The sequence below is a fragment of the Microbacterium sp. ZW CA_36 genome, from assembly GCF_044987475.1.
Lineage (GTDB): Bacteria > Actinomycetota > Actinomycetes > Actinomycetales > Microbacteriaceae > Microbacterium.
The window spans coordinates 21159-41617 of sequence record NZ_JBJDRL010000020.1 but is presented as its reverse complement, the minus strand read 5'-3'; the positions used below and the strand labels follow the sequence as shown (position 1 = coordinate 41617).

21 protein-coding genes are annotated in these 20459 nt (G+C 70.8%); 10 read left to right on the top strand and 11 right to left on the bottom strand.

The window, feature by feature from the left end:
• The first annotated feature begins 134 nt into the window (after positions 1-134).
• Positions 135-1232: a DNA glycosylase AlkZ-like family protein gene (locus tag ACI3KX_RS10715; protein ID WP_363352938.1), complete on the top strand. Its 1098-nt coding sequence runs from the start codon at positions 135-137 to the stop codon at positions 1230-1232.
• A gap of 45 nt (positions 1233-1277) precedes the next feature.
• Here ACI3KX_RS10715 and ACI3KX_RS10710 read toward each other — a convergent pair whose 3' ends face one another.
• Entirely contained in the window at positions 1278-2606 is a 1329-nt protein-coding gene (locus ACI3KX_RS10710) for a winged helix-turn-helix domain-containing protein (protein WP_404909694.1), read from the bottom strand.
• A gap of 84 nt (positions 2607-2690) precedes the next feature.
• On the opposite strand from ACI3KX_RS10710, the gene ACI3KX_RS10705 reads away from it, so the two are divergent.
• Together ACI3KX_RS10705 and ilvA are read left to right on the top strand one after the other, a co-directional pair.
• Complete coding sequence (locus ACI3KX_RS10705; RefSeq protein WP_363352934.1) at positions 2691-3896, top strand: AI-2E family transporter; 1206 nt, start codon at positions 2691-2693, stop codon at positions 3894-3896.
• Between the two features lie 8 nt (positions 3897-3904).
• Positions 3905-5191 (top strand): threonine ammonia-lyase, encoded by a 1287-nt coding sequence (ilvA, locus tag ACI3KX_RS10700; RefSeq protein ID WP_404909723.1) that lies wholly within the window; start codon positions 3905-3907, stop codon positions 5189-5191.
• Between the two features lie 30 nt (positions 5192-5221).
• On the opposite strand, the gene greA is transcribed toward ilvA, so the two are convergent.
• The gene (greA, locus tag ACI3KX_RS10695) at positions 5222-5713 is read right to left on the bottom strand and encodes a transcription elongation factor GreA (protein ID WP_349427939.1); all 492 of its coding nucleotides are present in this window, start codon (positions 5711-5713) and stop codon (positions 5222-5224) included.
• A 99-nt stretch (positions 5714-5812) separates the two neighbouring features.
• A complete protein-coding gene (locus ACI3KX_RS10690) occupies positions 5813-6205 on the bottom strand; it encodes a DUF4307 domain-containing protein (protein WP_404909692.1) in 393 nt (130 codons plus the stop codon).
• A gap of 116 nt (positions 6206-6321) precedes the next feature.
• Between ACI3KX_RS10690 and ACI3KX_RS10685 the strand changes: the two genes are divergently transcribed.
• Positions 6322-6651, top strand: coding sequence for a hypothetical protein (locus ACI3KX_RS10685; RefSeq protein ID WP_404909691.1), 330 nt, complete (start codon positions 6322-6324; stop codon positions 6649-6651).
• A 34-nt stretch (positions 6652-6685) separates the two neighbouring features.
• Here the strand turns inward: ACI3KX_RS10685 and ACI3KX_RS10680 are convergent, their stop codons facing one another.
• Positions 6686-7429 carry a hemolysin III family protein gene (locus ACI3KX_RS10680; protein ID WP_404909689.1) on the bottom strand — a complete coding sequence of 248 codons (744 nt, stop codon included), beginning with the start codon at positions 7427-7429 and terminating at the stop codon, positions 6686-6688.
• 111 nt (positions 7430-7540) lie between these two features.
• Here ACI3KX_RS10680 and ACI3KX_RS10675 point away from each other — a divergent pair, with 111 nt between their 5' ends.
• The 4 genes from ACI3KX_RS10675 to ACI3KX_RS10660 all read left to right on the top strand — a co-directional run bounded on the left by ACI3KX_RS10675 (position 7541) and on the right by ACI3KX_RS10660 (position 11946).
• Entirely contained in the window at positions 7541-8326 is a 786-nt protein-coding gene (locus ACI3KX_RS10675; protein WP_404909688.1) for an isoprenyl transferase, read from the top strand.
• 45 nt (positions 8327-8371) lie between these two features.
• Positions 8372-9493 carry an aminotransferase class V-fold PLP-dependent enzyme gene (locus tag ACI3KX_RS10670; protein WP_404909686.1) on the top strand — a complete coding sequence of 374 codons (1122 nt, stop codon included), beginning with the start codon at positions 8372-8374 and terminating at the stop codon, positions 9491-9493.
• Positions 9494-9750: 257 nt separating this feature from the next.
• Positions 9751-11106, top strand: a complete 1356-nt coding sequence (locus ACI3KX_RS10665; RefSeq protein WP_404909685.1) for a PhoH family protein — start codon at positions 9751-9753, stop codon at positions 11104-11106.
• A 168-nt stretch (positions 11107-11274) separates the two neighbouring features.
• Entirely contained in the window at positions 11275-11946 is a 672-nt protein-coding gene (locus ACI3KX_RS10660; RefSeq protein WP_404909684.1) for a hypothetical protein, read from the top strand.
• Between the two features lie 107 nt (positions 11947-12053).
• On the opposite strand, the gene ACI3KX_RS10655 is transcribed toward ACI3KX_RS10660, so the two are convergent.
• From ACI3KX_RS10655 to xseA, 7 genes are read right to left on the bottom strand one after another with little or no spacing between them, the layout of a single operon-like run.
• Complete coding sequence (locus ACI3KX_RS10655) at positions 12054-12710, bottom strand: response regulator transcription factor (protein WP_404909682.1); 657 nt, start codon at positions 12708-12710, stop codon at positions 12054-12056.
• On the bottom strand, positions 12707-14212 hold the full coding sequence (locus ACI3KX_RS10650; protein ID WP_404909681.1) for an ATP-binding protein: 1506 nt from the start codon (positions 14210-14212) through the stop codon (positions 12707-12709). The genes ACI3KX_RS10655 and ACI3KX_RS10650 overlap by 4 nt, the downstream gene beginning before the upstream one ends.
• 48 nt (positions 14213-14260) lie before the next feature.
• The gene (locus tag ACI3KX_RS10645; RefSeq protein WP_404909679.1) at positions 14261-15670 is read right to left on the bottom strand and encodes a class II fumarate hydratase; all 1410 of its coding nucleotides are present in this window, start codon (positions 15668-15670) and stop codon (positions 14261-14263) included.
• Positions 15671-15699: 29 nt separating this feature from the next.
• Positions 15700-16311 carry a carbonic anhydrase gene (locus tag ACI3KX_RS10640; protein WP_404909722.1) on the bottom strand — a complete coding sequence of 204 codons (612 nt, stop codon included), beginning with the start codon at positions 16309-16311 and terminating at the stop codon, positions 15700-15702.
• A 35-nt stretch (positions 16312-16346) separates the two neighbouring features.
• Positions 16347-16994 carry a DUF4245 family protein gene (locus ACI3KX_RS10635; protein WP_404909678.1) on the bottom strand — a complete coding sequence of 216 codons (648 nt, stop codon included), beginning with the start codon at positions 16992-16994 and terminating at the stop codon, positions 16347-16349.
• Positions 16991-17236 carry an exodeoxyribonuclease VII small subunit gene (locus tag ACI3KX_RS10630; protein ID WP_349427926.1) on the bottom strand — a complete coding sequence of 82 codons (246 nt, stop codon included), beginning with the start codon at positions 17234-17236 and terminating at the stop codon, positions 16991-16993. Before ACI3KX_RS10630 ends, ACI3KX_RS10635 begins: the two co-directional genes overlap by 4 nt.
• 10 nt (positions 17237-17246) lie before the next feature.
• A complete protein-coding gene (gene xseA, locus ACI3KX_RS10625) occupies positions 17247-18602 on the bottom strand; it encodes an exodeoxyribonuclease VII large subunit (RefSeq protein WP_404909677.1) in 1356 nt (451 codons plus the stop codon).
• Between the two features lie 157 nt (positions 18603-18759).
• Here xseA and ACI3KX_RS10620 point away from each other — a divergent pair, with 157 nt between their 5' ends.
• Positions 18760-19800, top strand: coding sequence for a 4-hydroxy-3-methylbut-2-enyl diphosphate reductase (locus ACI3KX_RS10620; protein ID WP_349428988.1), 1041 nt, complete (start codon positions 18760-18762; stop codon positions 19798-19800).
• Positions 19797-20399, top strand: a complete 603-nt coding sequence (locus tag ACI3KX_RS10615; RefSeq protein ID WP_404909676.1) for a DUF6264 family protein — start codon at positions 19797-19799, stop codon at positions 20397-20399. The genes ACI3KX_RS10620 and ACI3KX_RS10615 overlap by 4 nt, the downstream gene beginning before the upstream one ends.
• The last annotated feature ends 60 nt before the right edge of the window (positions 20400-20459 follow it).

Below are 20459 nucleotides of genomic sequence, written 5' to 3'. Positions count from 1 at the left end.
GACGGGTCGATGCGACGAAGGAGCGTTGACGCGTCTCGACTCAAGGTTGAGCGAGCGAAGCGAGTCGAAACCTCATCAGACGGATGTCGAAACCTCACCAGACGGATGTCGCCGCCCGGCGGTAGCGTCGGGGCGTGACTGTCCGGCTGACGCGTGAGGAGGCCCGCCGCATCGCGGCGCGCGGCCAGCTCCTGACCGCTCATCGCCCCGCGGGCATCGTCGAGACCATCGATGCGCTCACCATCGTGAACATCGAGCCGACGGCGGCGATCGCACCCAGCGCCGACCTGATCCTGTGGAGCCGGCTCGGGTGGCCTTACCAGCCGGCGGACCTCGTGCGCCTCGTCGAAGAGGACCGCGCCGTATTCGAGTGGGGCGGCTTCTACCGGGCGATGACCGACCTTCCGCTGCTGCTTTCCGAGATGCGGCACCGGCCGCACTCGGCGCAGGCGCGGGAGTGGCTGGCCGCCAACGACGTGTTCCGTCGTGAGGTGCTGGCCCGGCTGCGGGCCGAGGGACCGCTTCGGGCTGCCGACATCCCCGACGCCGCCCAGGTGTCGTGGCGCTCGTCGGGGTGGACGAACAACCGCAACTCGATGCAGCTCCTCGAGATCCTCGTGATGTGCGGAGACGTGGCCATCTCGTCGAGGGACGCCGCCGGCCGGCTGTTCGATGTCGCCGACAGGGTCTACCCGCCCGATGTGGTGGCGCTCACCGACGAGGAGGCTGCGCGCGAGCGCGCGGAGCGCCGCCTCGCGTCGCTCGGCATCGCGCGGGCGAAGGGCATCGCGCAGCCGCTGGAGCCGGTGGACGTCGGCGAGATCGGCGAGGAGGCCGTGGTCGATCGGACCGACGGCGTCTGGCGCGTCGACCTCGAGGCGCTCGACGGGCTCGCCGATTTCGCGCCGCGCACCGCGCTGCTGTCGCCCTTCGACCGGCTGGTGTTCGACCGTCGCCGGCTGGAAGAGATCTTCGGGTACGAGTACCTGCTCGAGATGTACAAGCCCGCCGCCCAGCGCCGGTGGGGCTATTTCGCGCTGCCGATCCTGCACGGCGATCGGTTCGTCGGCAAGCTCGACGCCAAGAGCGATCGCAAGGCCGGCGTTCTGCGGGTGCACGCGGTGCACGAGGACGAGCCGTTCACCGACGAGATCCGGCAGGCGGTGGATGCCGAGATCCAGGACCTCGCCCGCTGGCTCGGCCTCGAGGTGGTGGGTTCCCCCGCCGCGTGAGTCCGACCGCTGGCACGCCCGCCGTTCTCAGCGGGTGCGCCTTCGTCAGCTCGCGAGCTCTTCGACGGCATCGGTGCCGGGCCCCGCGGTCGCGGGCTCGTCGGCACCCGGCTCCTCGGGGGAGAGGGCGACGGGTTCAGCCGGCCCGGCGTCATGTCGGCCGGCCTCCGGCATCACGCGGGCGAGGTCGTCGACGGCGTCGCCCCAGCGCGAGATCGAGACGGACTCCAGACCCTGCCAGGCGGCCGCGAGACGGAGCTCCGCGGCGAGGCGGGGTGCGGCATCCGCCGGGCGTCCGTGCTCCCACCACGCCGCCTGCACGCGCAGGGTCGAGGCGGCACGATCGGCTTTGAGGTCGACGCGGCCGACGATGTCGTCGTCGATGAGGACGGGAAGCGAGTAGTAGCCGAATCGGCGCTGGGCCGCCGGCGTGTAGATCTCGATGCGGTACTCGAAGTCGAAGAGGCGCTCGGCGCGGTCCCGGAACCACACCACGGGGTCGAACGGCGTGAGGATCGCGGTGGCGTCGATGCGTCGCGGCACGACCGCCTCTCGGTGCAGCCACGCCCTGGCCGGTCGCCTGCCGGTGGTCCACCCCTCGACGGTGACGGGCTGCAGCTCACCGGCCTCGCTGAGATCGTCGAGCGCCGCCGTGATGGCCTTGCGGTCGGCGATCCGCCAGTAGTCCGCGATGTCGGCGGCGGTCGCCACACCGTAGGCCCGTGCCGCGCGCCGCACGAGCTCGTGCACGGCGTCGTCGCGGGCGACAGAGGCATCGAGCACGTCGTGCGGGATCACGTGCTCCGCCAGGCCGTACCGGCGCTCGAACCCGCGTCGGCCAGCGATCGCGACCTCGCCGAACAGCCAGAGGTGCTCGAGCGCCTGCTTCACGACGTCCCAGTCCCACCACGGGCCGCGGGCGCCCTTCTTGGCGTCGTGCTCGATCTGCGCCGGACGCAGCGGCCCCCGGTCGGCGAGCTCGGCGCGCACCCAGTCGAGGATCTCGCGATGGGTGTCGGACCAGCTGCCGGCGCCGCCGTACTTGGCGCGCATCGCCTGCATGCGGAAGTCGAACAGTCCCCAGTCGGCGGCGGGGATGAAGGAGGCCATATGCGCCCAGTATTCGACGTACGGCGAGCGCCGGGCGAACAGCAGCCGGTCGAGGGCGGCGGGGTCGTACGCACCGAGGCGCGAGAAGAGCGGCATGTAGTGCGACCGGGCGAAGACGTTGACGGAGTCGATCTGCAGTGTCGCCATCCGCGCCAGCGCGCCGTTCAGCTGCCGCGTCCCCGCGGCGGAGGGGCGAGGGCGCGCGAACCCCTGTGCGGCGAGCGCGACGCGCCGCGCTTCTGCGGCGCTGAGCGAGGACTTCACGCGCGTCAGCTTAGCCAGCGGCTCCGACATCGACCCCACCGTCTTCATGACCGTCGCGGAATGCGACGCGCCTAGACTGGGCGAATGAGCACTGGGCGTACGAGCGGCTCCGAAGACAAGCCCCGCAGCTCGCTCTTCGATGCCGTCCGCGACCGCAGCCGCGTGGTCTCCACCGAGACCTCCGCCGCGGTGCCGCGTGGTCTCCGGGTCGCCACCGCCTACTCCTGGCGGGTCATCGTCGTCGCCGCCGCCATCGGCATCGGCGTCTGGCTCGTCATCCAGCTGAAGCTGCTGGTGATCCCGCTTCTGATCGCCATCCTCATCACCGCCCTGCTGTGGCCCGCGTTCGCGTGGATGCTGCGCCGGAGGATGCCTCGCTGGCTCGCCATCGTCATCTCGGTCGTCAGCACCCTCGCGATCGTGACCGGACTGCTCTGGCTCGTCGTCTGGCAGATCATGCGGCAATGGGACTCCGTGCAGGCCAGCACGGTGGCCGCCATCGACCAGTTCCGGCAGTATCTCATCGACGGGCCGCTGCACCTGAGCCCCGAGCAGATCGACGACCTGCTGGATCAGGGCTGGGTCTTCATCCAGCAGCAGGCCGAGCTCCTCTGGTCAGGCGCGCTGGCGATCGGATCCACGATCGGTCACGTCGTCACCGGCGCCGTGCTCGCGTTCTTCATCCTGCTGTGCCTGCTCGCCGACGGCGCCGGCATCTGGCGGTGGACGCTGCGGCTGTTCCCCAAGAAGGCGCGGCCGGCGGCGGACGGCGCAGGACGCGCCGGCTGGGTCACCGTCGTCAACTACGCCCGCACGCAGCTGCTGGTCGCGACGATCGACGCGATCGGCATCGGCCTCGGTGCCGCCCTCCTCGGTGTCCCGCTCGCGATCCCCGTTGCCGTGCTCGTCTTCCTCGGCGCATTCGTGCCGATCGTCGGTGCCGTCGTCACCGGCACCGTTGCCGTGTTCCTCGCGCTCGTCTACAACGGTCCGTGGATCGCGCTCTGGATGCTCGTCGTCGTGCTGGGCGTGCAGCAGCTCGAGGGCCACGTCCTCCAGCCGCTGCTGATGGGGTCCGCCGTCAAGGTGCACCCGCTCGCGGTCGTGCTCGTGGTGGCCGGCGGCGCGATGATCGCCGGCATCCCGGGCGCCCTGTTCGCCGTCCCGCTCGCGGCGTTCGTCAACGTCGTCGCCGTCTATCTCGCCGAACGCGCCTGGGAGACCGGAGCCAAACCCTCCGGCGACCTCATCTGGAGCACCGTTCCGCGGCAGAGGAGAGTCCGTTCGTGACCACCGCCATGTCTTCCGCCGGCCACGCCCGACCCGCGGCCGCCGCCGCCGACGCCGGCTCGGCGGCGTTCGCGGTGCCGACCCTCGCGGACTTCGAGGACGCCAGGGCCACGCTGGAGGGCGTCATCGCCCACACTCCGCTCGACGAGTCGCAGCACCTGTCCGACGTCCTGGGCGTGCCGGTCCATCTGAAGCTCGAGAACCTGCAGCGGACCGGCTCGTTCAAGATCCGCGGTGCGACGTATCGCCTGTCGCGGCTGACGGCCGAGGAGCGTGCGCGCGGTGTCGTCGCCGCCTCGGCCGGCAACCACGCGCAGGGTGTGGCCCTCGCGGCCAAGGCGCTCGGCATCCGCGCGACGATCTTCATGCCGCTCGGCGTGCCCGTGCCCAAACTGCTCGCCACGCGCGGCTACGGCGCCGACGTCGTGCTGGAGGGCGCCACCGTCGAGACGCCGCTGCGACTGGCCGCCGAGTTCGCCGAGCGGACCGGCGCCGTCTTCATCCACCCGTTCGATCACCACGACGTCATCGCCGGCCAGGGCACGCTCGGCCTCGAGCTCATGGACGAACTGCCCGACCTCGACACCATCGTGCTCGGCATCGGCGGGGGAGGGCTCATCGCCGGCGTCGCCGCGGCCGTGAAGGCTCGCGCGGCCGCCGAGGGACGGACCATCCGGGTGGTCGGCGTCCAGGCGGCGAACTCCGCCGCGTATCCGCCCTCCCTCGCCGCGGGGCATCCGCTCGAGATCCCGACGCTGCCCACCATCGCCGACGGCATCGCCGTGGCGCGGCCGGGCGACCTGCCGTTCGAGATCATCCGCGACCTTGTCGACGAGGTGGTCACGGTCACCGAGGACGACATCGCCCGTGCCCTCCTCGTGCTGCTCGAGCGCGCCAAGCAGGTCGTCGAGCCCGCGGGCGCCGTCGGCGTGGCCGCGATCCTCGCGGGCAAGGTCGTGGCGAACGGCCCGACCGTGACGGTGCTGTCGGGAGGCAACATCGACCCGCTGCTGCTGCAGCGCGTCGTCGCGCACGGGCTGGCGGCATCCGGCCGGTACATGACCCTGCGCATCCCGCTGCCGGATCGCCCCGGTCAGCTCGCGCAGGTGTCGGAGCTGCTGGCGATCGCCGGGGCGAACGTCATCGAGGTGCTGCACACGCGCCACGGGCAGGGGCTGCAGATCAGCGAGGTGATCCTGCAGCTGAGCGTCGAGACGCGCGGCGAGGAGCACCGCGCGCATGTCATCTCGGTGCTCGAGGACGCCGGCTACGCGCCGACCGTGGTCCCCGACTAGCGCGCGGGATGCGCTCGCCGGGGCCGGCTGCTACTGGCCGTTGTAGGTCTCGACCTTGACGATCTCGACGGCGATCTCGCGACCGTTCGGAGCGGTGTACGAGGTCTTCTCGCCCTCCTTGCGGCCGAGGATGGCCTCGCCCAGAGGAGAGGCCTCGCTGTACACGTCGAGCTCGGAACCGACCGCGATCTCGCGATTGCCGAGGAGGAAGACTTCTTCGCCTCCGGCGACGATCGCGGTGATGACGGTGCCGGGCTCGACCACGCCGGTGCTCTCGGGAGCTTCGCTCACGGTGGCGGTCTTCAGCAGGTGCTGAAGGGTGCGGATGCGCGCCTCCTGCTTGCCCTGCTCGTCCTTGGCGGCGTGATAGCCGCCGTTCTCCTTGAGGTCGCCTTCTTCGCGCGCGGCCTCGATGCGCTTGGCGATCTCCTCGCGGCCGGTCGTCGAGAGGTGCTCGAGCTCGGCGGCCAGGCGGTCGTACGCGTCCTGGGTGAGGAAGGTCACGGGGGCGTCGGTGGACACGGCTGACTCCTTCGTTGGGCCCGGCGCGCGGGACGGCACGGGCATAAACCGAACGCCCTGGCTCACGGCCAGGGCGCGATCGACTGATGTCCCGTCAGACTACGTCACCCAGCAGGAGTTGACAAAACCTGTCGTAGCCAGGGCAGTGGTGGGGATGACCTCGCGGAAGGCCCGCGCATGCAGGTCGGAGGCGGGCAGCTCGACGACCCTCCAGCCGACCACTCCGTGCTCTTCGTCCTGCGCCTCGATCGCACAGGCGACTGCCGATCCCGGAGGAGCGGTGATCTGGAATCCGAGCGTCACGGAGTGCTCGTCCACGACCTCGAACGAGGTCGTGTCGGAGTCGACCGCGTCCAGTGCGTTCTGCACCGTGAACCAGCCGAACAGGGCGACGACTCCGACCGCGACCAGGATGCCGGCGCCGATGGCCCAGCGACGCCCGGGCGAACGCTGACGGCCGTAGCGCTCGTCGAGCATGTCCTGCGTGGTCACGCCGCTCCCTGACGTCTCATCGGGCCGGATCGGAAAGATTAGGCTGGGACTCCAGGCTATGCGCTCGCGCGCACCCCCGACGACACCGCCCGCCCCGCGGGCAGAGCGAGGACCCCATGCAGCACGCGATCGTCGCCTTCCTGAGCGCCGCGGCGACTCCGACGCCGACGCCCTCGCCCTCCGAGGTGGACCCCGACATCGTGACGCCGGGCGTCGTGGGCTTCGTCGTCACCGCGTTCATCGCGATCGCGGTGATCCTGCTGGTGTGGGACATGATGCGCCGGATCCGGCGAGGCCGCGTGCGCGCCGACATCCAGGAGGAGCTTGACGCCGAGGCGCAGGCGGCCCGGGCGACCGAGGCCACCGAGGTCGACGACGAGAGGATCGACCCCGCGGATGACGAGACCCGTGGCGACGAGGCGGGCGGGCCCGCTCCGAAGCGCTGAGCACGCTGAGCGCGCGCGGCGGCACCGGGACGGGTCAGCCCGGGAGCCCCAGCGACGGTGACAGCGGGTCGAGGGCGATCAGCAGACACGCCGTCCAGTGGCAGAGGAACGCCAGCACCGTGCACACGTGGAAGATCTCGTGGAAGCCGAAGTGGCCGGGCCACGGGTTGGGCCGCTTGAGCGCGTAGACGATGGCGCCACCGGTGTAGAGGAGCCCTCCGACGGCGACGAGGATCATCATCGCGGCGTTGGCCTCGAACAGATCGACGAGATACATCACAGCCGCCCACCCCAGCGCGAGGTAGAGCGCGACATAGAGCCAGCGCGGAGCATGGATCCAGAAGACCCGGAACAGGATGCCGAGCAGCGCCCCGCTCCACACCAGCACGAGCAGCAGCGCGCCCTTCTGCGGCGGGAGCGCGAGCGTCGCGATCGGGGTGTAGGTGCCGGCGATCAGCAGCAGGATGTTGGCATGGTCGATCCGCTTGAGGATCGCCTTGGTCCTCGGGTTCCAGTCGAACCGGTGATACAGCGCCGAGTTGCCGAACAGCAGCAGCGACGTGGCCATGAACACCGCGCACGCCCACTTGGCCGGCGCGCCCTCCGCGAGCACGATCAGCACGATGCCGGCAACGATGGCGACGGGGAAGGTGGCCGCATGGATCCAGCCGCGCCAGGAGGGCTTGATCTCGGGCGTGGCCGCGTCGACGGCGGCGGCATCCATCAGCGGCAGCACGGGAACCTCGGGGGCCCGGGGGGCACTGCGACGGCGGCTCATCACCTCAGCGTAGACGGCGCCGCATGCCGGCCGGGGAACATAGCCAGGCCCCTGGATGCCGGGGCGCCGGCCGCGCTAGGGTCCGTGGCGCGCGAGGGGTAGCGTAGGTCTGTGGCGCGCGGCGAGACGAACGAGGGCAGAGGGCCTCTCTACCGCCTCTACATCAACCGCCTCCGTCGCCGGCTCGATCCCGCGGCCGTCCCGCACCACCTCGCGATGATGATCGACGGCAATCGCCGCTGGGCGAGGCAGCTCGGCTACGACTCCGCTGCTCACGGCCACCGTGCCGGGGCGGCGAAGATGAAGGAGTTCCTGCGCTGGTGCGACGACGTGGGCATCCGCGTCGTGTCGCTCTACCTGCTCTCGAACGACAACCTCCGCAAGCGCGACTCCCGGGAGCTCTCGGACCTCATCGAGATCATCGCCGAGCTCGCCGACGAGCTCTCGCACGAGCGCGACTGGCGCGTGAAGCACGTGGGTCGCGCCGTCGCACTGCCGGGCGACCTCGCCCGGGTGCTCACCGATGTCGAAGCCCGCACCAAGGACAACACCGGCATGCACGTCAACCTCGCGGTGGGCTATGGCGGACGCGGCGAGATCGTCGACGCGGTGCGCAGCATCATCGCGCAGCACGACGAGCAGGGCGGATCCCTCGAGGAGCTCGCGGCGAGCCTCACTCCCGAGCAGATCGGGGAGCACCTCTACACCGGCGGCCAGCCCGATCCCGATCTCGTGATCCGCACGTCGGGCGAGCAGCGGCTGAGCGACTTCCTGCTGTGGCAGTCGGCCCACTCGGAGTTCTACTTCGTCGAGGCGCTCGGGCCCGACCTCCGCGAAGTGGACTTCCTGCGCGCCATCCGCGACTTCACCTCGCGGGAGCGCCGCTTCGGCAGCTGAGCACTTCGTCACACCGGCGATCGCCGCTCTGCCAGAATGATCCGCGTGACCGATCTGGATTCTTATCTGGCGTCGTTCGATGGGGAACCCGGGTATCTGGACTGGGCGGCGTTCGGGCCGCTCTCGCCTGCGGTCCGCAGCGAGGCGCAGGGTGACACCGAGCTGCTCGGCTCGGGCCGGCGCACGAGCATCGAGCTCGTCGCCGACCACGTGCGCGAGGCCCGGGAGCTCGTCGCCGAACTGATCGGGACGGATGCCGAGCAGGTGGTGCTGCAGCCGTCCACCACGTACGGGTTGATGCACGCCGTCTACGGCCTGGCCGGGGGGCTCATGCTGGGCCGGGGGGAGTTCCCCAGCCTCACCGTCGCGGCCACGCGTGCCTCGGAGGCGTTCGGTTCGCTCCAGCTGCAGTGGGTGGAACCCGCCGACGGGTTCATGACACCCGATGCGGTGCGCTCGGCGCTCTCGGACGACACCCGCGCTGTCGCGGTCAGCCTCGTCGACTTCCGCACCGGCTACCGCACCGACCTGTCCGCCCTGCGCGAGGTCATCGGCGATCGCCTGCTCATCGTCGACGCCATCCAGGGGTTCGGCATGGTCGAGGCCGACTACCTCGCCGCCGACGTCGTCTGCGGCCACGGCTACAAGTGGCTGCGCGCGGGCCGGGGGACCGGCTTCTCCTGGTTCGGCGCGCGTGCGCTCGAGCGCATCGCCCCCGTGCTCTCGGGCTTCCGCGGCGTCGACGGCGAACTGCCCGTCGACGCCGTGCCCGCGCCGTCCGCCTCCGCCCAGGCCTTCTCGGTCTCGGGACCCGACACACTCGCCGCGGCTCGCCTGGCGACCGCGCTGCGCGAGGTCGCCGACGTGGGCGTCGCGCAGATCGAAGCGGAGCTGTCGGCGCGCGCAGCCGACGTCATGTTCGCCGCAGACCGCTACGAGGTGCCGGTGGTCACACCGCGCGACCCCGAGCGCCGGGCGGGCATCGTGACGCTCGAGCCCGCACCGCAGGACGCCGCGCCGCTCGCCGCGTCCCTGGCGAACCACGGGCTCACGGTGACCGCCCGTGCCGGCCGCATCCGCGTCGCGCCGCACGTCGGCACCGGCGCCGACACCCTGCGGCTGTTCGGCGATGCGCTCGCCGCGTTCTCGGCCGCGCGGGTGTGGTGACGCACTCGTGAGGTGACGCCCCGCCCGCGAGGCGGAGCGGGAGCGACCGGCCGCACGATCGCGGCATCCGTTCACCGGATCGTCACATTGTTCCAGCGTGTCGGGCGCGCGCAATGTCGACGGTCGGTCGTAGCGTGAGGCCATCGGGCAAGGAGCCCGGTCGAGTCGGCCTCACGGATCGCGACTTCACGATCCACGACTCGGTACCCTGGTCGACTCGTGACTGCCGGGTGAACCACCCGGGGCGGGAGTGGGTTGTGACCACACGAGCACCACACGAGCAGCGCAGTCAGGATCTCGAGCAGATCGCAGAGCCCGATCAGGATCTGCGCACCTATGTTCTCGACACATCAGTGCTGCTCAGCGATCCACGGGCGTTCTTCCGTTTCGCCGAGCACAGCGTCGTGATCCCCGTGGTGGTGATCACGGAGCTCGAGGGCAAGCGGCACGACCCTGAGATCGGCTACTTCGCCCGGCAGGCGCTGCGCCATCTCGACGAGCTGCGCGTCGAACACGGCCGGCTCGACTTCCCGGTCCCCGTCGGTCAGGGCGGCACGCTGCGCGTCGAGCTCAACAACACCGACTCGTCGGTGCTGCCCTCCGGCATGCGCCTCGGCGACAACGACAGCCGCATCCTCGCCATCGCGATGAACCTCGCCCAGGACGGCCAGGAGGTCACGGTCGTCTCCAAAGACCTGCCCATGCGGGTCAAGGCGGCGTCGCTCGGCATCACGGCGGAGGAGTACCTCGCGGAGCAGGCCGTCGACTCGGGCTGGACCGGCATCTCCGAGATCGACGTGTCGGGCGACGACATCAGCGATCTCTACGAGAGCGAAGTCGCCGTCAGCGAAGACGTGAGAGGACTTCCGGTGAACACCGGGCTGATCGTCCACTCCGAGCGCGGCTCCGCACTTGGGCGCGTGATCGACGACGGCGAGTTCCGCCTGGTCCGGGGCGATCGAGAGGTCTTCGGACTGCACGGGCGCTCGGCCGAGCAGCGCATCGCCATCGACCTGCTTCTCGACCCCGACGTCGGCATCGTGTCGCTGGGCGGGCGAGCCGGCACCGGCAAATCGGCGCTCGCGCTGTGCGCGGCGCTCGAGGCGGTGCTGGAGCGACAGCAGCAGCGCAAGATCATCGTGTTCCGCCCGCTGTTCGCCGTCGGCGGGCAGGAGCTCGGGTATCTGCCGGGCGACCAGCAGGAGAAGATGAACCCCTGGGGTCAGGCGGTCTTCGACACCCTCGGCTCGGTCGTGTCGGGCAATGTACTCGACGAAGTGATCGAGCGGGGCCTCCTGGAGGTGCTGCCGCTCACGCACATCCGTGGCCGCTCGCTGCATGACGCCTTCGTGATCGTGGACGAGGCGCAGTCCCTCGAGCGCAACGTGCTGCTCACGGTGCTGAGCCGGATCGGGCAGGGCTCGCGAGTCGTTCTCACCCACGACGTCGGCCAGCGCGACAATCTGCGCGTCGGTCGTCACGACGGTGTGGCCTCGGTCATCGAGACGCTGAAGGGTCACTCGCTGTTCGGTCACGTCACGCTGGTGCGCTCCGAGCGCTCCGCCATCGCCGCCCTCGTCACCGACCTTCTGGAGGCGGGCGAGCTCGCCTAGGTGACACGCAGCTGCACTGACGGCGCTGACGGCCGGGATGCCGACATCCCGGTCGTCAGCGCCGTCGGCGTATGAGAAGAGTCTCATCGCCTGTGGCACTTGTGCGGCGATCGGTCTGTCACCATGGATGGAGGGGAATTCGATCCGCGTATGGGAGGCAGCAGAGACGTGGAAGCACGCACGGGGCTCGTGATCGGCGGCGTGACCGCCGTCGCTGCGAGCATCGCCGTCGTGACCGCGGTCGCTCTCGCGAACACCATGGCGCTGGCCGATTCCCCCGGTACGAGCTTGGCCTCCGAGCGCGTCATCGTCCCTTCCGCGACCTCCCCGTCGGCGTCGCCGTCCGCCTCCGCGGCCGTCACGCCGGAGGCACCTGTGCCTCCGGTCAACGCCGAAGTGGTGGAGGCCCCCGCTCCGCAGGTCGTCGATCAGCCGTTGGCGTCAGACGGCTCGCGGGCCACCACCAACGCACCTATCGCGGCCGAGCCCGCGGCGCCCGCCGACATCGAGACCGTCATCGCCGCAGCGAAGGCGGCCGGGTCGTGGGAGGAGCTCCGCTCGTGGGCGAACGCGCAAGGGTGGACCACCGCGCGGATCGACGCGCTGGTGTCGCGCCTCGAGCGTGGGGCGGCCGAGACGGCCGAGCGTCCGGTCCGGACGCAGTCCGACGATCAGCAGAACCTGGTCGCGCCCGGGGAGCAGCAGAAGTCCTCAGCCGATCGCACATCGAACGGCCCGAATCGTCCCGCACATGCGGGCGGAAACGTCGGGAACGGCAACGGCGCCGATCACGACGCGAAGAAAGACCAGTCGCGCAATTCCCCAGACAAGCGCGACTGACAACGGTCGGATCCCCCAGTCCGGCCTTTCACAGCCCCCGGTGTCCCCCAGCACCGGGGGCTTCTTCGCGCGCGGGGGAGGAGCCGGGCGGACCCCCGGCGCCCGCCTCACTCCCAGCGGTAGCCGGCGCCGCGGACCGTGACGATGTGGTCCGGTCCGAGCTTTCCGCGCAGATACCGCACGTACACGTCGACGACGTTGGAGCCCGGATCGAAGTCCAGCCCCCACACCCGGCTCAGCAGCTGCTCGCGGCTGAGCACGCGGCCGGGGTTGCGCAGGAACTGCTCGGCCAGCGAGAACTCGCGTGCGGACAGATCGATCTCGCGTCCGGCGACGGTCGCCCGCCGCGCGAGGATGTCCAGCACGACGTCGCCGTGCGAGATCGACACGCCGGGCTGCGGGACGCTCTCGCGCAGCCGGGAACGGACGCGCGCCAGAAGCTCTTCGAAGGTGAACGGCTTGGGGACGTAGTCGTTCGCCCCGGCATCCAATCCGGTCACGGTGTCACGCGTGCTGGATCGCGCGGTCAGCATGATCACCGGCACCGCCGAACCGCGGGCGCGCAGTTCGCGAAGCACCTCGAAGCCGTCCATCGTGGGCAGGCCCACATCCAGCAACACGAGATCGGCGTCGCCGCGCAGCGCCGATTCGAGTCCCTCGGGGCCGTCCTCGACGACGAGCGTCTCGTAGCCGGCGGCTTCGAGTCCGCGGCTGACGAACGCAGCGATCCGCGGCTCGTCCTCGACGATGAGGATCCTGGTCATCCCGCGGCCTCCCGTTGCAGTACGACATCTCCGGCACGAACGGGCACCGGCAGCTCGGCCTCCGTGGGAGGCAGGTGGATGGTGAAGGTCGCGCCGCCGCCCGGCGTGTCGGTGACGACGCAATGACCGCCGTGACCCTTCGCGATCGCGTCGACGATGGCGAGGCCGAGACCCGAGCCACCGACGGACCGCTTGACGTGGGCACGGTCGAAGCGGCGGAAGATCCGCGTCCGCTGGTCCGCGGGGATGCCCGGCCCGTGATCGCGCACCCACAGTCGGGCGCCCTCCGCGTCGCGCGCGCTGCCGATCTCGATCGGGCTGCCCAGGGGCGTGTACTTCGCGGCGTTGTCGGCGAGCTGGAGCCATCCCTGCAGCAGACGGTCCTGATCGCCGGTCGTCTCGCCGTCGGCGACCGCATCGATCGTCCAGTCATGGCCGGGGATCACGCCGACGAGCTCGCCGACGCGGGCGGTCAACCGCGCCAGGTCGACGGCGGCGAGGTTCGTCGAGTCCGTCTCGGCCGTCGCGAGCAGGTCGATGTCTTCGACGAGCCGCGTCAGGCGGTCGAGCTCGGCGATGCCGATGTCGCGCGCGGAGGCCACGTCGGCGGCATCCTGCGGGTTCATCAGCTCGAGGTGGCCGCGCACGATCGTGATGGGCGTCTTGAGCTCGTGGCGCACATCGTCGAGGAGCTGGCGCTGATCGTCGACGGAGTCCTCGAGTCGGTCGAGCATCGAGTTGACGGTGCGCGACAGGTCGGAGATGTCGTCATTGCCCTGGGGCTCGAGCCGACGCGACAGGTCGCTGATGGAGATCGCGTCCGCGGTCTCGCGGAGGTGACGGATCGGCGAGAGCAGCCGACCGGTGACGAACCAGCCGACGATGCCGACCGCGAACAGCACGGCCACGGCCGCGATCACGTACGTCGTCATCGCGAAAGTCACCGGCTGCAGCTCAGCTCCGAGGTTGACGGCACGCACGTAGAGTCCCTCGCGCGGGTCGCCGTCCATGCGCACCGGGATCGCGATGTAGCGCAGCGACCCCTGGTCGGTGACCGCCGTCCCCATCTCTGTGCTGCCGCCGGCCGTCTCTGCGACGACGCGGTCGATGAGCTCCTGGTTCCGCGAGATGTCGAAGCCCGACAGCGTCGACGGCACCCAGCGCGGTGAGCCGTCGATGAGCGCGAGCGAGGCCTCGTTGCGAGCCGGCACCAGGCGCGCAACGACGGCGTTCAGGTAGTCGTCGATCGAATCGAACTCGTCCTTGTCCAGCTCGTCCGTGGCTGCGGAGGCGCCGGAGGGCGTCCCTGCGGCGGTGTCGTCCGCCACGGCATCCAGCGACGACACCTGGGCCTTGAGCCGCTCGTTGACGCTCGTGAGGGCCTGCTCGCGCTGTACGAGAAAGGTGACGCTGCCCACGATCGCCAGGCCGACGCACGCGACGGCAAGGATCGCGGCAAGGATCCTGACGCGCGCGGGGACCGGGCGGGGCGTTCGGGCCATGTCCCGATTATCCCGCCGACGAGGGTGTAGCGGCATGGGGCGGGCGGATCAGCCCGGGTGCGTCATCGAGAGGAGGTCCAGCTTCTCGTCCAGCTGCTCGAGCGTGAGCTCCCCGCGCTCCACGTAGCCGAGGTCGATCACAGCCTCACGGACCGTGATGCCCTTCGCGACCGAATGCTTGGCGATCTTCGCCGCCGCCTCGTAGCCGATGAGCTTGTTGAGCGGCGTGACGATGGAGGGCGACATCCCGGCGTAGGCCGCGGCACGCTCGACGTTCGCCTCGAGACCGTCGATGGTCTTGTCGGCGAGCACGCGCGAGGTGTTGGCGAGGAGCTCGATGGACTCGAGCACCGCGCTGCCCATGATCGGGATCGCGACGTTCAGCTCGAAGGCACCCGACGCGCCCGCCCACGCGACGGTCGCGTCGTTGCCGATGACACGCGCGCACACCATGAGCGTCGCCTCGGGGATCACCGGGTTCACCTTGCCGGGCATGATCGACGACCCCGGCTGCAGGTCGGGGATGTGCAGTTCGCCGAGACCGGTGTTCGGGCCGGAGCCCATCCAGCGCAGGTCGTTGTTGATCTTGGTGAGCGACACCGCGATGGTGCGCAGGGCGCCGGACGCCTCGACGAGGCCGTCGCGGTTGGCCTGGGCCTCGAAGTGGTCCTTGGCCTCGGTGATCGGCAGCTCGGTGTCGGCGACGATCAGCTCGATGACCCGCTGCGGGAAGCCCAGCGGTGTGTTGATGCCGGTGCCGACGGCGGTGCCGCCGAGCGGCACCTCGGCGACGCGGGGGAGGACGGCCTGCACACGTTCGATGCTGAGGCGGATCTGGCGCGCGTAGCCGCCGAATTCCTGGCCGAGGGTGACCGGCGTCGCATCCATGAGGTGCGTGCGACCCGACTTGACGACGGTCTTCCACAGCTCGGCCTTCGCCTCGAGGGCTACCGCCAGGTGGTCGAGGGCCGGGATCAGGTCGTCGATGAGCTCCTGCGTCACCGCGATGTGCACGGAGGTGGGGAACACGTCGTTGGACGACTGCGAGGCGTTGACGTGGTCGTTCGGGTGAACCGTCGCGCCGAGCGCCTGCGTCGCGAGGGTCGCCAGCACCTCGTTCATGTTCATGTTCGACGAGGTGCCGCTGCCGGTCTGGTAGACGTCGATCGGGAACTGGTCTGCGAACTCTCCCGCGATGATGCGGTCGGCCGCGCCGGCGATGGCGTCGGCGATCGCGCCGTCGAGCGTGCCGAGCTCTCTGTTCGCCAAGGCCGCGGCCTTCTTGATGCGTGCGAGCGCCACGATCTGGGCGGGCTCCAGCCGATCGCCCGAGATCGGGAAGTTCTCGACGGCGCGCTGCGTCTGGGCGGCGTAGAGCGCGTTCTTGGGCACACGCACCTCGCCCATGGTGTCGTGCTCGATGCGGTACTCGATGTCGGTCACGTCGTTGTTCCTCATGTGTCGGTACGGGATGGGGGAAGGCCGGGTCAGGCCTGGTCGGGGATGCCGACCATCACGTCGGGGACCGCGGTGCCCTCGGCGAGGCGGTAGTTGGCACCGACGATCGCGAGGCGGCCCTCGGCGACAGCGGTGCTGATGAGCTCGGATGCGTGCAGCAGTTCACCCACGGTGTCGCGGAGGTGCTCGCGCCCGACCTCGTCGGCGTCGATCTCGGCGGGGGAGACGCCGTCGACGGCGGACGCGCGCTGGACGCGGCGCACGGCGGGGACGATCGGCGAGATCAGGCGCCAGATGTGCGGCGGCAGCGGGTCGGCCTCGGGGTCGGTGATGTCGATCGCCGCTCGCACCGCGCCGCAGGCATCGTGTCCGAGCACCACGATGAGCGGCACCTCGAGCACCGCCACGGCATACTCGAGACTGCCGACGACCGAGTCGGAGATGACCTGGCCCGCGTTGCGCACGACGAACAGGTCGCCGAGGCCCTTGTCGAAGATGATCTCGGCCGCCAGTCGCGAATCCGCGCAGCCGAACAGGGCGGCGCGAGGACGCTGGCCGTCCGCGAGGTCATGGCGGGTATCGACGTCCTGGCGGGGATGCCGGGGCTCCCCGGCCACGAAGCGCGCGTTGCCGCGCTGCATCTCCTGCCAGGCCTTCGCGGGCGTGGGCTGGTCGGTCACTCGGCCTCCTCGCGCAATGCGGTGATCTGATCGGTGACGGAACGCGCCGTCTCTTCCAGCGCCTTCTCGCTCGCCGCGCCGTAGATGAGCACCGTGTCGGCGCCGGCGTCGGTGGCGAGGGCGACAGTGATGTTCCCCGTGCGATCGGGGTCGAGACCGTAGCGCTCCCACGTGATTCCGTCAATGGTCACGGTGTCCTGCGGGGCCGAGCCCGAGAGGACGCGGGCGGCCCACGACTCGTCGGCGTCGAAGCCCTGCGCCACGCGCAGGAACCCGCGCTCGTCCTCGCCGGCCGGGGCGTAGACGACGGTGAAGGCGCGGACCGGGCCGTTGCCCTCGATGCGCGCGTTGTTCACGACCCAGCCGTCCGACAGCTCGGGCGTGATGACGGTGCGGTCCTCCGACGCCGCGATGTCGGCGGCGACTGCCGACACGTCGATCGGCTCGCGCTCGGGGGGAGTGCCGCGGGGGACGGCGAAGACGATGACGACGACGACGGCGAGGGTCGCGAGCAGCGCGGCGATGAGATTGCGCACGTTCTGGCTCGAGCGGTAGACGCGCGACGACTCCGCCTTGCGGTCGGCGGTCTCCTCGGGTGTCTCGGGGCGGCCGAGCTCGGCGACGATGCGGGGTCCGCGTGTCATCGCGTCTCCTCGCCGTCGGCGCGGTCGACCGTCGACCGGGCGGCCTCGAGACGCCGCTTGGCGCCGAGCAGCCACTCCTCGCAGCGTGCGGCGAGGGCTTCCCCGCGCTCCCAGAGGGCGAGGGAGTGCTCGAGGGTGGGAGCTCCCTGCTCGAGTTCGGCGACGACGCGGACGAGTTCATCCCGCGCCTGCTCGAACGAGAGGGTCGCGACGTCCTCGAGGGCGCCGCTCGTCTCAGTCATGGCCTCCATCTTAGTTCGCGGCAGAGGGGGCGCCGTGCCCCGCCGGGTCGGGCTCGGCAGGGTCTGCCGGCGCCGTGCCGACGGAGACGGGCGGATGTTCGGCGATCTCCCCGTCCGAGTGCGCGGCGAACGATCCCCGCCCCACCGTGACCACGACGGCGGTGGATGCCGGAGCCTGCGCCGCGTCCCGCACGATCACGCCGTCGGCCAGGTGCGCGATGGCGTAGCCGCGGGCGAGCGTCGACGCGGGGGACAGTGCGCGCAGTGTCGCGCGCAGCTCGGCGGTGCGCCGCTCGTGCAGCTGGAGCGAGCGGTCCACGCGGTCCCGGCCCCGCGCGGCGAGCAGCTCGACCTCGTGCGCGCGGGTGGTCAGCAGCGTCTCTGGCGCACGCAGCACCGGTCGTGACCGGAGCTGCTCGAGCTGGGCGATGTCGTGCGAGATGCGCTGAGCCAGGCGCGTGTTCATGCGCGCGCGCAGCTGACCGACGATCGCGCGCTGCTCGGCGACGTCCGGAACGATGCGCTTCGCGGCGTCCGTCGGCGTGGAGGCGCGGAGGTCGGCGACGTCGTCCAGGAGCGGGTGATCGTTCTCGTGGCCGATCGCGCTCACGACGGGGGTGGATGCCGCAGCCACCGCCCGCAGCAGGCGCTCGTCGCTGAATCCGAGCAGGGTCTGCGGGTCGCCGCCGCCGCGGGCGATGATGATGACGTCGACATCGGGCGCGGCGTCGAGCGCCTTCAGTGCCGCGATGGTCTCGGGCACGCACCGGTCGCCCTGCACGGCGGCGTACTTCGTCTGGAACCGCACCTGCGGCCAGCGCAGCTCGGCGTTGCGGTGGACGTCCTTCTCGGCATCCGAGTTCTCGCCGGTGATGAGTCCGATCAGACGCGGGAGGAACGGAAGGGCCTTCTTGCGCGACGGGTCGAACAGCCCCTCCGAGCGCAGCTGCACCCGCAGCCGCTCGAGACGCTCGAGCTGGTCGCCGAGCCCGACGTGGCGCATCGCCGACACGCCGAAGCCGAAGTCCCCGTTCTTCACGAAGTAGTCGGCCTTCACGCAGGCGATCACGTGGTCGCCGACCTTGAGGTCGCCCGGCAGCCGCTCGCGCGTCGACGACCAGATGCGGAACGAGATGGTGGCGTCCGTGACGAGATCCTTCAGCCGCCCGAACACGTTCCCGCCACGCTGGTTCCAGCCGGTGATCTCGCCCTCGACCCACACCGAGCCCCACGTCTGGACGAAACCGCGGATCGTGTCGTTGAGGCGGGCCACGGATGTCGGCGCCTGCGGCGAGGAGTCGCGCGGCCGCACCGAGTCGGCGGGCGGCGGCTCACCGGGGACGGCGGCGGGCTGGAAGGTCGTCATGCGGTCCTTTCGTGCCCGAGACGGGCTGCTCTCGCCCGCGAACCCTCGGGCGTCGCGGGCGGTCTCGCGGAGGCCCCGCTCAGGAGGCCGCCCGTAGAATCGAGGGGTGAGCATCAGCACCGCGGGGCAGACCCGAGCGAGTCAGGCCCCTGTGAGCATGCCCGTCCCGCGCATCCCGCGGCGGCGCGAACCGCTCCAGGATATCGCCGGCACCGGACAGAAGCGGGTGCTCCTGGCCTCCCCGCGCGGCTATTGCGCCGGCGTGGACCGCGCGGTCATCGCGGTGGAGAAGGCGCTGGAGCGCTTCGGCGCCCCCGTCTACGTGCGCAAGCAGATCGTGCACAACATCCACGTCGTCACCGAGCTCGAGGCCGCCGGTGCGATCTTCGTCGAGGAGGTCGACGAGGTTCCCGAGGGCGCCCACGTCGTCTTCAGCGCGCACGGGGTGTCGCCGGCGGTCGTGAATGCGGCATCCGATCGGGGCCTCCGCGCCATCGACGCCACCTGCCCGCTCGTCACCAAGGTGCACCGCGAGGCGGTGCGCTTCGCCCGCGACGACTACGAGATCCTCCTGATCGGCCACGTCGGCCACGAAGAGGTCGAGGGCACGGCCGGCGAGGCGCCCGATCACGTCACGATCGTGAACTCGCCGGACGAGGCCGACACCATCGAGGTGCGCGACCCGTCGAGGGTCGTGTGGCTGTCGCAGACGACGCTGTCGGTCGACGAGACCATGGAGACCGTGCGGCGCCTGCGTGCGCGGTTCCCGGAGCTCCAGGATCCGCCGTCGGACGACATCTGCTACGCCACTCAGAACCGTCAGGTCGCGATCAAGAAGGTCGCCAAGGATGCCGACCTCGTGATCGTCGTCGGTTCGGCGAATTCGTCGAACAGCGTGCGGCTCGTCGAGGTCGCGCTCGAGTACGGCGCCAAGGCCGCCTACCGCGTCGACTACGCCGACGAGGTCGAGCAGGCCTGGCTCGAGGGCGTCGAGACGGTCGGGGTCACCAGCGGCGCCTCGGTGCCCGAGGTGCTCGTGCAGCAGGTGCTCGACGACCTCGCCGCCGCGGGCTACCGCGACGTCGAGGAGGTCCGCACGGCGGAGGAGGACCTGCAGTTCTCGCTGCCCAAGGAGCTCCGGACGGATGCCGCCGGCAAGCGCGACGACCGTGCCCTCGGCGGCCGGAGCCGCGCATGAGCGACACGTCCGCCGACACCGAGCCCGACCCGCCGGTGCGGCCGGCCGCACCGCGTGCGGACTCGTCGCGGCCCAGGCCCCAGTTCGGCGAGTACGCCACGCCCGAGGAGCAGCGCGCGCGCATCCAGGAGCCCGCGCCGTGGCAACAGGAGCCGGTGGCGCCGGTCATGACGGACGCGCCCGCCCCTGGCATCCCCGCGTCGCCCGCGCCCGCCGAACGTCGTCCTCGTCCGGTGGACCGCATCGTGACGTTCGCGCTGCTCGCGTACGGCCTGGTCAACGTCGTCTCGTCGGTGCCCGCCTTCCTCGACTACGGCGCGTACGCCGAGACGCTGCTCTCCATGCTGGGTGTCGACGTGCAGATCACGGATCCGGCCGCGGGAAGGGCGTGGGGGGTCGCCGCCGTCATCGTCCTCGCGGTCGGCTGGTGCGCGACGGCCGTGGTCTCGTGGTGGAGCGTGCGCCGAGGACGGCTGACCTGGTGGATCCCGCTCGTGGGCGGCATCCTGTTCACGTTCGTCTCCGGCACGCTCATGGCCGTGCCCCTGATGAACGATCCGGCTGTGTGGCAGGCGCTCGTGGAGAGCGCGGGCGGCTGATCCCCGGGGTCACGCGGCCCACCGGTCTGCCACGATGCCGCATCGCAGGTCCATACTCGT

Excerpts from the sequence above, each read along its gene's own strand:
- ACI3KX_RS10630 (WP_349427926.1), bottom strand. The coding sequence starts at position 17,236 with ATGACTGAGACGAGCGGCGCCCTCGAGGACGTCGCGACCCTCTCGTTC.
- ACI3KX_RS10650 (WP_404909681.1), bottom strand. The coding sequence starts at position 14,212 with ATGGCCCGAACGCCCCGCCCGGTCCCCGCGCGCGTCAGGATCCTTGCC.
- ACI3KX_RS10640 (WP_404909722.1), bottom strand. The coding sequence starts at position 16,311 with ATGCAGCGCGGCAACGCGCGCTTCGTGGCCGGGGAGCCCCGGCATCCC.
- ACI3KX_RS10655 (WP_404909682.1), bottom strand. The coding sequence starts at position 12,710 with ATGACCAGGATCCTCATCGTCGAGGACGAGCCGCGGATCGCTGCGTTC.
- ACI3KX_RS10705 (WP_363352934.1), top strand. The coding sequence starts at position 2,691 with ATGAGCACTGGGCGTACGAGCGGCTCCGAAGACAAGCCCCGCAGCTCG.
- ACI3KX_RS10635 (WP_404909678.1), bottom strand. The coding sequence starts at position 16,994 with ATGACACGCGGACCCCGCATCGTCGCCGAGCTCGGCCGCCCCGAGACA.
- ACI3KX_RS10620 (WP_349428988.1), top strand. The coding sequence starts at position 18,760 with ATGCCCGTCCCGCGCATCCCGCGGCGGCGCGAACCGCTCCAGGATATC.
- ACI3KX_RS10645 (WP_404909679.1), bottom strand. The coding sequence starts at position 15,670 with ATGAGGAACAACGACGTGACCGACATCGAGTACCGCATCGAGCACGAC.
- ACI3KX_RS10685 (WP_404909691.1), top strand. The coding sequence starts at position 6,322 with ATGCAGCACGCGATCGTCGCCTTCCTGAGCGCCGCGGCGACTCCGACG.
- ACI3KX_RS10680 (WP_404909689.1), bottom strand. The coding sequence starts at position 7,429 with ATGAGCCGCCGTCGCAGTGCCCCCCGGGCCCCCGAGGTTCCCGTGCTG.
- xseA (WP_404909677.1), bottom strand. The coding sequence starts at position 18,602 with ATGACGACCTTCCAGCCCGCCGCCGTCCCCGGTGAGCCGCCGCCCGCC.
- ACI3KX_RS10615 (WP_404909676.1), top strand. The coding sequence starts at position 19,797 with ATGAGCGACACGTCCGCCGACACCGAGCCCGACCCGCCGGTGCGGCCG.
- ilvA (WP_404909723.1), top strand. The coding sequence starts at position 3,905 with ATGTCTTCCGCCGGCCACGCCCGACCCGCGGCCGCCGCCGCCGACGCC.